14 protein-coding genes are annotated in these 14807 nt (G+C 67.5%); 4 read left to right on the top strand and 10 right to left on the bottom strand.

Going from position 1 to position 14807, the window contains the following annotated elements; translation table 11 throughout:
- Nucleotides 1-9: 9 nt before the first annotated feature.
- The 7 genes from ACXIZN_RS10175 to ACXIZN_RS10145 form a co-directional block, all read right to left on the bottom strand.
- Complete coding sequence (locus ACXIZN_RS10175) at nt 10-222, bottom strand: hypothetical protein (protein ID WP_457953896.1); 213 nt, start codon at nt 220-222, stop codon at nt 10-12.
- A 150-nt stretch (nt 223-372) separates the two neighbouring features.
- Nucleotides 373-1227, bottom strand: coding sequence for a non-homologous end joining protein Ku (ku, locus tag ACXIZN_RS10170; protein ID WP_126734588.1), 855 nt, complete (start codon nt 1225-1227; stop codon nt 373-375).
- Nucleotides 1228-1345: 118 nt separating this feature from the next.
- On the bottom strand, nt 1346-2572 hold the full coding sequence (locus ACXIZN_RS10165) for a styrene monooxygenase/indole monooxygenase family protein (protein WP_126734589.1): 1227 nt from the start codon (nt 2570-2572) through the stop codon (nt 1346-1348).
- Nucleotides 2573-2597: 25 nt separating this feature from the next.
- The gene (locus ACXIZN_RS10160; protein WP_457953894.1) at nt 2598-3215 is read right to left on the bottom strand and encodes a GTP-binding protein; all 618 of its coding nucleotides are present in this window, start codon (nt 3213-3215) and stop codon (nt 2598-2600) included.
- The gene (locus tag ACXIZN_RS10155; RefSeq protein ID WP_125683188.1) at nt 3190-3573 is read right to left on the bottom strand and encodes a DUF742 domain-containing protein; all 384 of its coding nucleotides are present in this window, start codon (nt 3571-3573) and stop codon (nt 3190-3192) included. Before ACXIZN_RS10155 ends, ACXIZN_RS10160 begins: the two co-directional genes overlap by 26 nt.
- 19 nt (nt 3574-3592) lie before the next feature.
- Entirely contained in the window at nt 3593-4027 is a 435-nt protein-coding gene (locus ACXIZN_RS10150; protein ID WP_005159022.1) for a roadblock/LC7 domain-containing protein, read from the bottom strand.
- Nucleotides 4024-5250 carry a sensor histidine kinase gene (locus ACXIZN_RS10145; RefSeq protein ID WP_457953892.1) on the bottom strand — a complete coding sequence of 409 codons (1227 nt, stop codon included), beginning with the start codon at nt 5248-5250 and terminating at the stop codon, nt 4024-4026. The genes ACXIZN_RS10150 and ACXIZN_RS10145 overlap by 4 nt, the downstream gene beginning before the upstream one ends.
- Before the next feature lie 271 nt (nt 5251-5521).
- Here ACXIZN_RS10145 and ACXIZN_RS10140 point away from each other — a divergent pair, with 271 nt between their 5' ends.
- The 4 genes from ACXIZN_RS10140 to ACXIZN_RS10125 all read left to right on the top strand — a co-directional run bounded on the left by ACXIZN_RS10140 (nt 5522) and on the right by ACXIZN_RS10125 (nt 11534).
- The gene (locus ACXIZN_RS10140; protein WP_457953890.1) at nt 5522-6169 is read left to right on the top strand and encodes a TetR/AcrR family transcriptional regulator; all 648 of its coding nucleotides are present in this window, start codon (nt 5522-5524) and stop codon (nt 6167-6169) included.
- A 30-nt stretch (nt 6170-6199) separates the two neighbouring features.
- Nucleotides 6200-7933, top strand: a complete 1734-nt coding sequence (locus ACXIZN_RS10135) for an ABC transporter ATP-binding protein (protein WP_457953889.1) — start codon at nt 6200-6202, stop codon at nt 7931-7933.
- The gene (locus ACXIZN_RS10130) at nt 7933-9957 is read left to right on the top strand and encodes an ABC transporter ATP-binding protein (protein WP_457953888.1); all 2025 of its coding nucleotides are present in this window, start codon (nt 7933-7935) and stop codon (nt 9955-9957) included. Before ACXIZN_RS10135 ends, ACXIZN_RS10130 begins: the two co-directional genes overlap by 1 nt.
- Before the next feature lie 128 nt (nt 9958-10085).
- Nucleotides 10086-11534 (top strand): DNA polymerase ligase N-terminal domain-containing protein, encoded by a 1449-nt coding sequence (locus tag ACXIZN_RS10125; protein ID WP_457953887.1) that lies wholly within the window; start codon nt 10086-10088, stop codon nt 11532-11534.
- A gap of 54 nt (nt 11535-11588) precedes the next feature.
- Here ACXIZN_RS10125 and ACXIZN_RS10120 read toward each other — a convergent pair whose 3' ends face one another.
- The 3 genes from ACXIZN_RS10120 to ACXIZN_RS10110 form a co-directional block, all read right to left on the bottom strand.
- Nucleotides 11589-11897, bottom strand: coding sequence for an STAS domain-containing protein (locus ACXIZN_RS10120; RefSeq protein WP_457953886.1), 309 nt, complete (start codon nt 11895-11897; stop codon nt 11589-11591).
- 120 nt (nt 11898-12017) lie between these two features.
- Entirely contained in the window at nt 12018-13526 is a 1509-nt protein-coding gene (locus ACXIZN_RS10115) for a CYTH and CHAD domain-containing protein (protein WP_457953884.1), read from the bottom strand.
- A 70-nt stretch (nt 13527-13596) separates the two neighbouring features.
- Nucleotides 13597-14454, bottom strand: coding sequence for a helix-turn-helix domain-containing protein (locus ACXIZN_RS10110; RefSeq protein ID WP_457960492.1), 858 nt, complete (start codon nt 14452-14454; stop codon nt 13597-13599).
- Between the last annotated feature and the right edge of the window lie 353 nt (nt 14455-14807).

Genomic DNA, 14807 nt, shown 5'->3' with positions numbered 1-14807 from the left:
GGCCGCCGGTCAAGAAGCCCGTAGCAGCAGCTGGGCCGCCATCTCCGCACACGAGCAGCCTCCGTCGACGTCGAAACAGTCGATCGTCAGCGTGTGCCGGGTGAAGTCGAGGTCGACGCAGCCGTCTTCGCTGCATTCGGTGAAACCACCGTCGACGTGGACCACCAGGGTCCCGTGGCAGTGATCGAGCTCGCCGGCGCAGAACGCGCACTCCATGTTCATGCCGCCTCCCGCGATCAGATCGAAGATCGCTTCGGAAAAGTTCTCCTCGATTGCCTTACTACCATCGAGGGGCGACAAATTTCGGCATACGCGCGGCGTGTCGGGGCACCCGGCGCGGTGACACCGGGCACAACCGTCCACAAAGGAGAGTCAGGCGCTCTTCGGGGTTCGCTTGGCCGACGCGGGTTTCTTGGCCGCTGTGGCCTTCTTCGCCGCCGCGGGCTTCCGGCTCTTCTTCGCCTCGCTCACACTGGCCTGCAAGGCCTCCATGAGGTCGACGACGTCGGCCTTCGCGCCGACGGCCTTCGGTTTCGCCGTCTGGTTGCCCGCGGCCTTGGCCTCGATCATGGCTTCCAGCGCCTCGCGGTACGAATCGCTGTACTTCTCCTGCTCGAAGACGGGCTCCGAGAGCGAGTCGATCAGCGAGCCCGCCATCGTCAGCTCCTGCGGCCGCACCTGCGGCGGATCCTCGTGCAGGAACCCGAAATCGGGGACGCGGACCTCGTCGGGCCACAACATCGTCGTCATCGTCAGGACATCGCTGTGGACCCGCAGGATCGCGAGCGTCTCCCGCTGCCGGATGGCGACCTTCGCGACCGCCACGTGGCTCGCCTTCTGCAGCGCGTCACGCAGGACCACGTACGGTTTGACGGCGTTCTTCTGCGGTTCGAGGTAGTAGGTCTTGTCGAACTGGATCGGGTCGATGGACTCCAGCGGCACGAACTCGAGTACGTCGATCGCCCGCGACGACGCGAGCGGCAGCTCGGACATGTCCTCGTCGGTGAGCACGACCATCTCGCCGTCGGGCAGTTCGTAGCCCTTGGCGATCTCGGCGTAGGGCACTTCCTCGCCGTCGATCGTGCAGAACCGCTTGTACTGGATCCGGCCGCCGTCGGCCTCGTGCACCTGGCGCAGCGAGACGTTCTTGTTCTCGGTGGCCGCGTAGAGCTGGATCGGGATGCTCACCAGCCCGAAGGACACCGAGCCCTTCCACATCGAACGCATCGAGCCGCACCTCCGCTGCCGTCACCGACCGTACTCACACACGGTGACCACGGTAGCCCGAAACGGCGCACCGCGACAGCCCCGCGAACCCGATCGCGGGACTGTCGCGGTCCCGGAATCAGACCTCGGCCAGGTACTTCTCGGCTTTCGCGGGGTCAAGGAACCAGTGCTGGAAGTCGGTCGGATCGGAGAACCCGTTCGCGAACCGCCGCGCCACGGCGGGCTTCTCCCCCGCCGCGCCGATGATCTGGAGCACGTGCGGGGGCGGCGGCTGCAGCATCGCGTTGGTCCAGATCGTCACGTGCTGGGCGTACTCCCAGTACTTCTCGAACGAGGCGGACATCCACTCCTCGTCGAACGGCTTGTCGCCGCGCTCGAGGATCGAGTCCAGATAGGACGCCGCGCAGTGGCTCGCGTTGTTGGAGCCCTGGCCGGTGATCGGGTCGTTGGCCACCACGACGTCGGCCATGCCGAGCACCGCGGTCCCCGAGTCCAGTTTGCCGACCGCGTTCCGCACGACCGGCGTGTACCCGCCCGCCAGCGTCGCCTTGTCGTCGGTCAGCACGGCGTTCCGGGACCGCTCGTACTCCCACGGGAGGAACTGCTTCATCAGCGACAGGATCCGGTCGAGATGCTGCTGCGGCGTCGGCCGGTCGTCCCAGCAGTCGAGCGGGCCGCCGGGGATCCCCTCGAAGAAGAGGATGTCGCAGTTCCCGCTCAGCGTGTACGCGGGGATCATGAACAGCTCACCCACGCCGGGGATGATGTTGAACCGCACCGCCGCCGTGTCCGGGTGCTCGGGCCGCCGCTCGACACCGTGCACGTAAGCCAGCGAGAGCGCGCGCTGGGGTTCGGTGTAGGGCGAACGCTCCGGGATCCGGTCGAACAGCTGGACCAGCTCGCCCTTGCCCGCGGCGATGACGACCAGGTCGTACAGCTTCGCCAGCGGCGCCAGATCCGAGGTGGTGACGCCGTGGATGACGACCTTGCCGCCGCGATCCTCCACCAGCTCCAGCCAGGCGGCCATCTTCACCCGCTGGTCGACCGACTGCGCGTAGTGCTCCAGCGGCCCGAACCAGTCCAGCACCCGGCTGGAGTCCGGCCCCGCGATGGAAACGCCGAGCCCCTCGACCTTGACGGTCTCGTCCTCCCACAGGTTCAGCTTGTGGTCCCGCTCGTGCTGCAGAGCGGAATGGAACATGCACTGGGTCGACATCACCTTGCCGGACCGGATCTCGTCCGGCGTCCGCGCCGACATCACCGTGACGTCGTAGTCGTGGGCGAGCAGGCTCAAGGCCAGCTGCAACCCCGACTGCCCGGCACCGACGATCAGAACCTTGCGCATCCTCTGTGTTCCTCCCGGAAACTGTTCAGCCGAGTGCGGCGAATTCCCGCCCCGGTCCGGAGACCACGGCGAGGGACAGCGTGTGCGACACCAGTTCCTGCAACGTCGCGACCGCCGACTTCGGGTCGCGGGCGTCGCAGGTGACCAGCGGGATGTCCGGGGACAGCGCCAGCGCGTCGCGCACCTCTTCGAGGTCGTGCACCGGCATGCCCTCGAACTGGTTGACCGCGACGATGAACGGCAGCTCGGAGTCGTTCTCGAAGTAGTTGATCGCGGCGAACGACTGGTCGATCCGGCTGGTGTCGACCAGTACGACGGCGCCGAGCGCGCCGCGCGAGAGGTCGTCCCAGAGGAACCAGAACCGGGCCTGGCCGGGGGTGCCGAACAGGTACAGGAGCAGGTCTTCACGCAGGGTGATCCGGCCGAAGTCCATCGCGACCGTGGTGGTGGATTTGGTTCCGGGTGGCACCAGCTCGTCGACGCCGGCGCCCGCCTCGGTCATCCAGGCCTCGTTGCTCAGCGGGGGGACCTCGGAGACGGAGCCGACGAAGGTCGTCTTGCCAACGCCGAATCCACCGGCGACCACGATCTTGGCGGAAATCGCCAGCAGACTGGGGTCAGACCGGGAGGCGCTTGAGTCCATCGAGGATCCTCTCGAGCACGTTCGTATCGTGGTTGTAGGCGTGGGCCGTCGGGTGCACGAAGACCGCACCCTGGGTGGCGAGGTCGCCGACGAGCACCCGGACCACGCCCAAGGGCAGATCCAGTCCCACCGAAAGCTCGGCGATCGACGAGCGATCCCGGGCGCGCTCGTACAGCGAGCGCGATTCGGGCATCAGCGCCTCGGCGAGTGACGGGTCGTAGCGCGGGACCGAGATCAGGGTCTCCACCAGCAGCAGCTGGCTGCTCTTGGTCCGGCCGCCGGTCAGCGCGTACGGCCGGATTCTGCGGCTGCGCATCTTGACGGGCCGGTCCGGAGATTGGTCGCTGGACACGGTCATCCCTTCCTTCTCCGGATTCTCAGGCCTGCGGCCGTCGGGCGGTCAGGACCTGCCGGAGTCCCGCTCGCACCTCGGGGGTGAGCGCGTGACCGGCGTTGGTGATGAACTGGGTCATCTCGTAGGCGACGACCTTCATGTCGCAGTCCGGTTCGGTGAGCACCGCGAGCCCCGCCTCGGCACCGATCCCCATGAACAGGAAGTACCCGCGGGTGAGCCGGATGATGATCTGCTCGCAGTTGCCCTTGCCGAACAGCGCCGCGCTGTTGCCCGCGAGGCTGAGCAGGCCGCTCGCGATGGCCGCGAGCTGCTCGGCGTCGTCGCTGGACACCGATTCCGAAGCGGTCAAAGGGAAACCGTCGACGGACATGATCAGCGCGTGGCTGGCACCGTGCACCTTGCGCACGAAGTCGTCGAGCAACCACGTGAAATCCGTGGTCGCGTCCTGGGCGGTCACTGGGTGTTTCCTCCGGTCTCACGCTCGTGCCGGTCGTCGAGGGCGGCACGCTCGCCGTCGGTGAAGGCATCGAGGTCGGCCAGCAGCGCCTCGTGCCCGTCCGCCGTGTCGGCGGGCGGGGTGGTCGGCGGGGCCGGTTCGTCGGGCAAAGTCCTGATACTGCGGGAAACGCGGCGCGGCAGGCCGCTCGCCGTGGTGCCACCGTCGGCGGGCGGCTCGAAGGCCGTGCGCGGTCGGGGGCTGGGCTTCCGTTGCGGTTCCGGTGCGGCCGAGGGAGCCGGGCGTCGCCGCGGCAGCCCGGACGGTGTCGCGACCGCGTCGCCGACGGGCGCGCCGTTGGTGATCCTGGCCTGCGGCAGCACGACGGTCTGCGAACCGGACCACTGCTTCTCGGCCAGTTCCGAGACCACCGGGACCGGCAGCAGTACAGTCGCGACCGTGCCGTGCGGGGTGCGGCGGTCGAGTTTGACGGTGATCTCGTGCCGGTCGGCGAGCCTGCCGACGACCGCGAGTCCCATATGCCGCACGGAATCGTCGTCGAGCACCGGACCGGCCGCCAGCCGCTCGTTCAGCGCCGCGAGGCGTTCGGGTGGCATGCCGATGCCCTCGTCCTCGATGCGGATCAGCACGCTGCCCTGTTCGGTGAGGTGCGCGCTGACGCTGACCGGCGAACTCGGCGAAGACTGGTTCGCGGCGTTGTCGAACAGTTCCGCGAGGATCCGGCTGACGTCTTCGGCGGCGAACCCGACGACACCGAGCGAAACGACCCGGCCGATCGTGATCCGCGAGTAGTGGTCGATCGACGACATCGCGGCCCGCATCACGTCGAGCACGGACGAGATCCCGGCCGTCGTGTCGTCGGCATCGCGGCCGGCGAGGACGCGCAGGTTCTCGGCGTTGCGCCGCAACCGGGTCGCCAGGTGGTCGAGCCGGTAGAGCTCGGCGAGGCGGTCGGAGTTCTCCTCCCCCGCCTCCATCGTCTCCAGCTGCGCGAGCAGCTGGTCGAGCAGGTTGAGGTCGCGCAGCGCGACATTGGAGCAGACCCCGGCGAGCGCGCCGGCGTCCGGCGCCTCCACGGCGGGCCTTTGCTCCACCTCCGGTTCGGCAGGCGGAGCCGACGGAGCGTGCCGGGGCGGGGCGGCGAGGAACTGCGCCGCGGCGACCCTGGAACGGTCCAGAAGAACCCGTGAGCGGTCAAGCAAGCCTCGAGCCCGCGTCACCATGTGCTTCCACTTCTTTCTCTTCGCATACCCGGACCCGTGTCGCACTCCCCAGCACAACGACGGCCATGCAAGCAGAAGTCACTATCCGTGTCCACAGTCGGTTCCCGTTCAACCGCTGGCAGTGACGTGGTCACGAACGCGTTACGGCTGGTGAGCGCGGCGCGCTAGGCCATTCGGCTGCATCTGCGTGTTCCTCGCCACGGAGGATGGCCGAAAAGTGCGTGCCGCGCATTAATTTGCGCACCCCGCAACTTTTCCCTAGGCTGAACGCATGGCCGCCGACCCGAACCCGCCGCTGGGGCTGCGCGAACGCAAGAAGCGCGCGGCCCGTCGCGCCATGAGCGAGGCAGCGCTCAAACTCGCCGCGGAGAAAGGCGTCGAGCTGGTCCGCGTCGAAGACATCGCCAACGCCGTGGGCGTCTCCCCGCGCACGTTCAACAACTACTTCTCCAGCAAGGAGGAGGCGATCTGCTCGTTCATCGTCGAACGGCAGGAACGGGTGCTGGAAGCCCTGCGCGAAAGGCCACCGGAGGAGCCGTTGTGGGAAGCCGTCAGCGCCGCGACGCTGGAGACCTACGGCCGTGACGGAGAGCCGGACCGCGACTCGGTGAAGGTCGCGCGCTCGATGATCCTGCACCCGTCGGTGCACGGTGAGTTCCTCAAGGCGCACGCCACCGTCGAACGGGTGCTGGCGGAGGGGATCCTCGAACGGGCGGGCGCCGGCCCGGAAAACGCGTTGAACGCCCGGCTGATGGCGGCCATCGTGGAGTCCGCGGTGAAGACGGCGTTCTTCCACTGGCTGATGAACGAGGGTGCCGAGCCGTTCCTGGAGACGGCAGCGGCCCTTCTGCGCGAGGCCGCCGCGGGCGTCCCCTCGCTCACCGGCCCCGAACCGGTGACGAAACCGAAGAAGCAGTAACACCCGACCCACCACTGGGGAGAAACCGTTGTGCTGACCAAGCTGTTGCGCATCCACCTGCGCCCGTACCGGCGAGACCTGTGGCTCATCGTGCTGCTGCAGTTCGTCCAGACCCTCGCCGGGCTCTACCTCCCCACCCTGAACGCCGACATCATCGACAGCGGTGTGGTCACCGGCGACATCGACTACATCCTCGGTGTCGGCGGCGTCATGCTGCTGGTGTCGCTGGTGCAGATCGCCTGTTCGATCGGCGCCGTCTACTACGGCGCCCGGACCGCGATGGCGGTCGGCCGGGACGTCCGCGGCGCGATCTTCCACCGCGTCCAGGACTTCTCCGCCCGTGAGGTCGGCCAGTTCGGGACGCCGTCGCTGATCACCCGCACCACGAACGACGTCCAGCAGGTGCAGATGCTGACGTTGATGGCCTTCACCCTGATGGTGTCCGCGCCGATCATGTGCTTCGGCGGCATCATCATGGCGCTGAACCAGGACGTCACCCTCTCGTGGCTGCTCGTGCTCGCGGTGCCGATCCTGGGTGTCTCGGTCGGGGTCATCATCGCGAAGATGCGCCCGGCGTTCCGGCTGATGCAGGAGCGCATCGACAAGATCAACCAGATCCTGCGCGAGCAGATCATGGGCATCCGCGTGATCAGGGCGTTCGTCAAGGACACGCACGAACGGCGACGGTTCACCAAGGCCGACACCGAACTGCTGGACGTCTCGCTCGTCGTCGGCAGGCTGATGGCCCTGATGTTCCCCATCGTCATGCTGGTGATGAACGCCTCCAGCGTCGCCGTGCTGTGGTTCGGCGGGCTGCGCATCGACGACGGCAGCATGCAGATCGGCGCGCTCACCGCGTTCCTGTCGTACCTGATGCAGATCCTGATGGCGGTCATGATGGCCACCTTCATGTTCATGATGGTGCCCCGCGCCGAGGTCAGCGCCGAACGCATCACCGAGGTGCTCGACACGCACACCAGCGTCGTCCTCCCGGCGAACCCGGTCAGCCCCGGCGAGGTGCACGGACGGCTCGAACTGTCCGATGTGGAATTCCGGTACCCCGGCGCGGAGAAGCCGGTGCTCCAGGAGATCTCGCTGCTGGCCCTGCCCGGGGAGACCACCGCGATCATCGGCAGCACGGGCAGCGGCAAGACCACGCTGCTCAACCTGATCCCCCGGCTGATGGACGCCACCGGCGGCTCCGTGCGGGTCGACGGCGTCGACGTCCGGGAGCTGGATCAGACCGTGCTGTCCGACGCCGTCGGGCTGGTGCCGCAGAAGCCGTACCTGTTCGCCGGGACGGTCGCGAGCAATCTCCGCTACGGCAAATCCGACGCCACCGACGAAGAGCTCTGGCACGCGCTGGAGGTGGCCCAGGGCAAGGACTTCGTCGAGCGGATGCCCGAGGGGCTGAACTCCCCCATCGCCCAGGGCGGGACCAACGTCTCGGGCGGGCAGCGGCAGCGGCTCGCGATCGCGCGGATGCTGGTGCGGCGCCCCGAGATCTACCTCTTCGACGACTCCTTCTCCGCGCTCGACTACGCGACCGATGCCGCGCTGCGGCGGGCGCTCACGGCCGAGACCGCCGAGGCGACCGTGGTCATCGTCGCGCAGCGGGTCAGCACGATCCGCCACGCCGACCGCATCGTCGTGCTAGACGAAGGCCGCGTCGTCGGCAGCGGAACCCATACCGAACTCATGGACACGAACGAGACCTATCGGGAGATCGTGCTGTCCCAGCTGACCGAGCAGGAGGCCGCCTGATGAGCGCGCCCGAATCCACACAGTCTTCTTCGGACACCCCGGCCAAACCGGTGGGCGAGCGCGCGAGCGCCGCGCGGGGACCCGGCCCCGGAGGCGGCAGTCTCGGCCGTGGCCCCGCCGGCTTCATGGGCGGACCGTCCGCCGAAAAGGCCTTGGACTTCAAGGGATCTCTGAAACGGCTGCTGCGCCTGCTGCAACCGCAGCGCGCCATGCTCTACGGCATCCTGATCTTCGGCATCGCCAGTGTCACGCTGAGCGTCATCGGCCCGAAGATCCTCGGGATGGCCACGGACCTCATCTTCGCGGGCGTCGTCGCGAAGGACATGCCCGCGGGAGTGAGCAAGGAACAGATCATCGCCGGGCTGCGGGCGGCGGGCGACAACACCGTCGCCGACCTGTACTCGGGGATCGATTTCGTCCCCGGCCAGCGCATCGACCTCGACGCCGTCGGCCAGGTCCTGTTGTGGGTGCTGCTGCTCTACATCGTGGCGTCGTTCTTCTCGCTGCTGCAGGCCAGGCTGACCACGAACCTGGTCCAGCGGGCGGTGTTCGACCTGCGGGAGCGGATCGAGGAGAAGTTCGCCAAGCTCCCGCTGAGCTACTTCGACCGCCAGCCGCGCGGCGAGGTGCTGAGCCGGGCGACCAACGACATCGACAATCTCGCGCTGTCCCTTCAGCAGACCCTCGCGCAGATCGTGTCGTCGCTGCTGATGGTCGTCGGCGTGCTGGTGATGATGTTCGTCATCTCGCCCCTGCTTGCCCTCGTCGCGCTGCTTTCGGTGCCGGCGTCGGTCCTCGTCGCGGCCAAGATCGGCAAGAAGGCGCAGCCGCAGTTCATCAAGCAGTGGTCCACCACCGGACGGCTCAACGCGCATATCGAGGAGATGTACACCGGGCACTCGCTGGTCAAGGTGTTCGGCCGCCGCGAGGAGGCCGAAGAGGTCTTCCGTGAGCACAACGACACCCTGTACGGCGCGAGCTTCAAGGCGCAGTTCATCTCGGGCACCATCCAGCCCGCGATGATGTTCATCGGCAACCTGAGCTACGTGCTCGTGGCCGTGATCGGCGCGCTGCGGGTGGCGTCCGGAACCCTGTCGCTCGGCGACGTCCAAGCGTTCATCCAGTATTCACGGCAATTCAGCCAGCCGGTCACGCAGATCGCCAGCATGGCGAACCTGCTGCAGTCCGGCATCGCGTCCGCGGAGCGGGTCTTCGCACTGCTCGACGCGGACGAGCAGGAACCCGAGCCCGCCGAACCCGCACGGGTCGAGGATGTGCGGGGGCAGGTCGAGTTCGAGCACGTGTCGTTCCGGTACACCGAGGACACGCCGCTCATCGAGGACCTGTCGCTCACCGTCGAACCGGGGCACACCGTCGCCATCGTCGGCCCGACCGGCGCGGGGAAGACCACGCTGGTCAACCTGCTCATGCGGTTCTACGAACTCGACGGTGGCCGGATCACCCTCGACGGCGTCGACATCGCCGGGATGGACCGCGAGGACCTGCGGGCCAAGACCGGCATGGTGCTGCAGGACGCGTGGCTGTTCGGCGGCACCATCGCGGAGAACATCGCCTACGGTTCGGAGGGCGCCACGCACGACGAGGTCGTCGCGGCCGCCAAGGCGACCCACGTCGACCGGTTCGTCCGCACCCTTCCGGACGGCTACGACACGGTGATCGACGACGAGGGCGGCACGGTCAGCGCCGGTGAGAAACAGCTGATCACCGTCGCGCGGGCGTTCCTGGCGAAACCCGCGATCCTCATCCTCGACGAGGCCACCAGTTCCGTCGACACGCGGACCGAGGTGCTGATCCAGCGGGCGATGAACTCGCTGCGCGAAGGGCGGACGAGTTTCGTCATCGCGCACCGGCTTTCCACCATCCGCGACGCGGACGTCATCCTGGTGATGGAGAACGGGTCGATCGTCGAGCAGGGCGACCACGAAACACTGCTGCTCACCGGCGGTGCCTACTCCCGGCTCTACGCCGCGCAGTTCGCGGAGGCACTGGCCGAGACCGACTGAACCGCATCGGCGTGAAGGCCTCTTTTCCTGCTGTAACCGTGGGAAAAGGGGCCTTCATCGCACGAAAGGACCGTGAACGGCGCTAGGCTTGCGTGACCCGATCCGAAAGAGGGGTGCGCTGGCCGGCCATGGCGGAGAAACTCGGCGAATACCGCCGTAAGCGCAAACCGGGACGAACTCCCGAACCTCTCCCGGATCGCGACGGGGACGCCGGGGCCGACGATCTCTTCGTCATCCAGGAACACCACGCGAGCAGCCTGCACTGGGACATCCGCCTCGAACGGGACGGTGTGCTCGTCTCCTGGGCGGTACCGAAGGGCCTGCCGATGTCGCCGGATCTCGAGCGGCTCGCCGTGCACACCGAAGACCACCCGATGGAATACCTCACCTTCGAAGGCGAGATACCCGCGGGCGAATACGGCGGCGGCACCATGACGATCTGGGACACCGGCCGGTACGAAACGCTGCACTTCAACGACCACAAGGTCGAAGTCGTCTTCCACGGCGAGCGAGCGCGCGGGAAATACCTGTTCCTCAACGTGAAGAAGGACGGCAGGGACAACGGCTGGCTGCTCAAACGGCTCGACCCGGCCGATCCCGGCCGCGCGGAACTCCCCTCCTTCCTCGCCCCGATGCTGAGCAAGCCGGGGCGGCTTCCGTCGACGAGCGAAGACGCGGACTGGGCCTATGAATTCGACTGGTCCGGGCGCCGGACGCTGATCCGGGTGTCCGGCGGACGGATCACCGCCTACGACGATTCGGGCGACGACGTCACCGGGCTGTTTCCCGAATTCCGCGGCCTCGGCGAGCAACTCGGTGCCACGGAAGCGTTTCTGGACGGGGAAATCGTCGTCTTCGACGGCGGGAAGCCGAGTCCGGAAGGGCTCGGGCACCGCGCACGGGCGACGAAGAATTCCGCGAAACGGCTCACGTCCCGGTATCCGGCGTTCTACCTGGTGAACGATCTGCTGCATCTCGACGGCCGATCCTGTGTCGAGACGCCTTATGCCGAACGACGGGAACTCCTCGACGAACTCGGGCTCGCCGGGCCGCATTGGCAGGTCCCGCGATATTACCTCGGGGACGGTGGAGCGGTCGCGCGGGCGGCCCGCGAACACGGGCTCGCCGGAATCGTCGCCAAACGGGCCGACTCCGCGTACCACCCTGGGAGGCGCACCGGGGAATGGCTTTCCATCACCGGAACCCTGGTACAGCAAGTGGTTCTTGGCGGATGGCGGCCGGGTGGCGGCAGCCGGGCGGACACGTTCAGCTCATTGCTGCTCGGCGTCCCGCACGGGGATGGCCTGCGGTACATCGGAAACGTCGGCGTCGGCTTCGCGGGCGACGAACTGGCGGAACTGTCCCAGCGGCTGGTCCGCTTGGAGCGCAAGACATCCCCGTTCCACTCCGTCCCGGACAAACAGGCGCGGGACGCGCGCTGGTCGCGGCCGATCATCGTCGGCGAAGTCGTCTTCGGCGGCTGGACCGACGCGGGCTGCCTGCGCAATCCGCGCTGGCGCGGCCTGCTGCCGGACGTCACGGCCGGCGAGGTGGAGCTCGACGGCGGCCAGGACTAGGGCGTGTTTCGTAAGCCTGTTCGATGGGCGCGAACTTGGCTTATGAAACGCGCCCTAGATGCGCACGTCCTCGAGGTCCCACCGGACGTCGAGATCGGCTCCGACCCCGCTGACGTCCAGAATCCGTGACACCAAAGCGGTCTTCACGATCACCGAGAATCGAGGGGACACCGCGTTCGCCTCCTCGAGCACCTGCAACCCGGCACAGCTGAGGAAGCGGACGCCGGAGAGGTCGAGGATCACGTGCTTTCCTTTGACACAGGCACCGCTGAGCTCGGTACGGAACCGGCCGACCGTGGCGGCGTCGATCTCCCCCACCGCGGTGAGGACGAGGACGCCGTCCTTGCGGCGGCTGCTGGTCACGGCCAGAGGCGGCGATTCGCCGGGTACACGCTGGCCAGGCAACATTGGGGGCGCCTCTCTCCAGACCACCAAGTTCCCTCGACGGTACTCGGCGACGGCGAGAGGTCAACCCGGGCTACCTCATTTGAGCCAATTCGGGCGAGAACCTTTACCCAAGTCTTGCCATTCCGCGGTGAAGCGCCGGTGCGCGGACTCGGCCGCGGCGATCGAGCGGCCGTGCAGAACCCCGAAGGTGAAAGCGTTTTCGTTCTCGGCGTACGCGCGCAGGCCGAGAAGCCGCAGGACGTCCCGGGTGACCACGATGTCGTGATGCGTACCGAGCGTGGACTGCATCGCCTTGACGTTCTTTCGCCATTTTCGAAGTTTCCTGCCGGACACCGGCCGGACCGTATCCGCCGCGTACCTGGCTCGTTTGGCCTTCTTGCGCACTTCGTGCAGAGCGGCGTCCTGCTCCGCGCCGGGCTCCAGCTCGCGCGCCGCGGCGACGGCCTTGCCGAGCTTCCGGCTCGACCGAGCGACCGCCTTGCGTAGTTCCTTCTTGCCGTCCTTGATCTTCCGGGGTTTGCGGACGAGCTTTTCCAGTGCTCGCAGCAGCTCCGTGTACCGCTTGCTGTCGAGCGCCCGGATCACCCGTGCCTTGGCCTCCTCGGCCTCGCGCGCGAAGTGCCGTGTCATCAGCTGCTCGACGTTGCCCAGCACCAGCTCGGCCGGCAGCGCCTTGACCTCGTCGTGCAGGCGCGCCGACATCACTTCCGTGTCCCTCGCCGGCCCGAGTTCACCACCGAGCCAGCGGAGCTCATCGGTCAGCCCGTCGGCGACGTCCGGATCGAGGGACCGCCGGAACGTCCGCAGCGCGCTGCGCAACCGCCTGCTCGCGACCCGCATCTGGTGCACCGCGTCCTCGGCGTCGCGGCGGACCCCGATGTCGTGGCGTCGCAGCGCGTCCAGCTGCTCGGCGAGGTAATCCGCCAGCACCGAACCCGACTTCCCCCTCGCCGAGGGCACGAGCTCGTCGGTCAAGCGCCGGAGCTTCGACGGCCAGCGCGACCGCTCCGCGCCCGCTTCCAGGACCGCGTGGTCCAAGCTGTCGAGCACTTCGGGATCGGCACCGGGCGAGAGCTCGATCTCGATCTCCCGCCAGCGGTCGAGGTGCGCCTTCTCCCCGCCCGCTTCACCGGTGACGACGTCATCGGTCAGCGTCGCGACCTCGCGGCCTCCGGCGTCGAGCAAGGCGTACGAAGTGCGCTCGGTACGCAGATGCGCGGCCTGGACGAGTTTGGCGCCGAGGGTGTGCGCCCGGACCAGCTTCGCCAGCGCGCCCGGCACCTTGTCCGGCTTGCCTCCCAGCGGAAGGCGGAGTTCCTCTCGCCGGTCTTCGCCGACCGGGAGTTTGAGGTGCCAGCCCTCGTCGCTCCCGCCCAGCCGCCGCCGCAGCGTGATGCCCGCCTGGGCGAGGCGGAAGTCGGACGTGTCGAAGTACGTGGCGTCGAGGACGTCGACCCTCGGCTCGGCCTGGTTCGTCACGGGGCCGACCGGGACCAGCGGCGGGATGGGCCGGTCTGCCGCCAGGTCGTACTTCCGCTCGATCTCCGTCTCGGCGACCGGGGCACCACCCTGCGTCTTCGTCACCACGAACTCCTTCTCTCGGCTACCCGGAAGGATTACCCCCTGAAGTGACCACGGGAAACCCCCGGACGGTTCACTCCTCCATCCGGTCGTACCGGTCCGCCCATTCGGCGAGCGTTTGCCGTGACCTCTCCTCGGTCAGGGTATCGCTTTCCAGTCTCGCGACAAGGGAATAATAGGCCTCGACCGCCACCCGGTCGTCGATGAACACACCGGCCGCATAGGAATCCGTGTACACCACCGCCGGATGTTCCGTGAATTCCATGATGGTGAACGAATTCTCGAGCACCGTGCCGACACCGCCGCTTTCCGGGACGATGCGAATGGAGCAATACGGCAAATTCGCCGACAGGACGAGGTGCAGCAGTTGCTCGTGCATGATCCGTGGCCCTCCGACGACCGAACGCAACGCGCGCTCGTGGACGTAGAACCGGCACCGCGGCGGACGATCGCGCTGCAGCAGCCGCTGCCGCTCCATCCTGGCGTTCACGACCTGATCCAGCTGTGCCTGGTCGCGGTTGCCGATCAGCTCGAAGGCGGCGCGGGCGTACTGTTCGGTCTGGAGCAGCCCGGGCAGCGTCAGTGACTCGTAGCGCACCAGGGTGTGCGCGAGATTCTCTTGGATAGCAAGGGATTTCATCGGATCGACGAGTTCGTCGAAGTACGGCCGAACCCAGTACAGGTCTCCGCCGGGCTGGGTCAGTTCCAGCAGCAGGTCACGCTCGGGCTCCGCCTCGCCGCAGGTCGCGAGATACAGCGCCGCGTCCACCACGGACAGCTCACGCAGTCCTTGTTCCCACCTCGTGACCTTGCTCTGCAACCAGCCGTTACGGCGGCTGACGTCGGCTCCGCTGAAGTGCCTGCGCTGCCGGAACGCCTTCATGCGGTGGCCCAGTTCCCGGGTCCGCGCCGTCGAATCCTTCTCAACCATGCGGGCAAAACTAGGGCCGAACTCCGGCCGCGCGGTGATTGCCACGCGGTGATTCACCTCAACTGCTGATAACTTGCGCTCGCGCATTTCCGCGAAGGGCCGCTTCGCGAGCGAAGCACCTTCGCGCGCGAAGCGTTCTTAAACTTTATAGCGGACGAATGGAATGGGGGCGAGTTCTCCGGAAGTGTTTTTCTTGCGTTACGGCACCGGGGTCCGGGCGCGGTCCCGCGTCGGGGCCCATCGTGCTCCTTCGCCGGCCGAAACGTGCCGCGAAAGCCACTTTCGGGACATCAGGCGTCGCGAAAGTGGCTTTCGCGACGCTGGCGCCGGTGGCGAGGAGTCGGGGCGGGTGC

The organism is Amycolatopsis sp. TRM77291, assembly GCF_054166285.1.
This window is presented reverse-complemented; position numbering and strand designations above follow the sequence as displayed.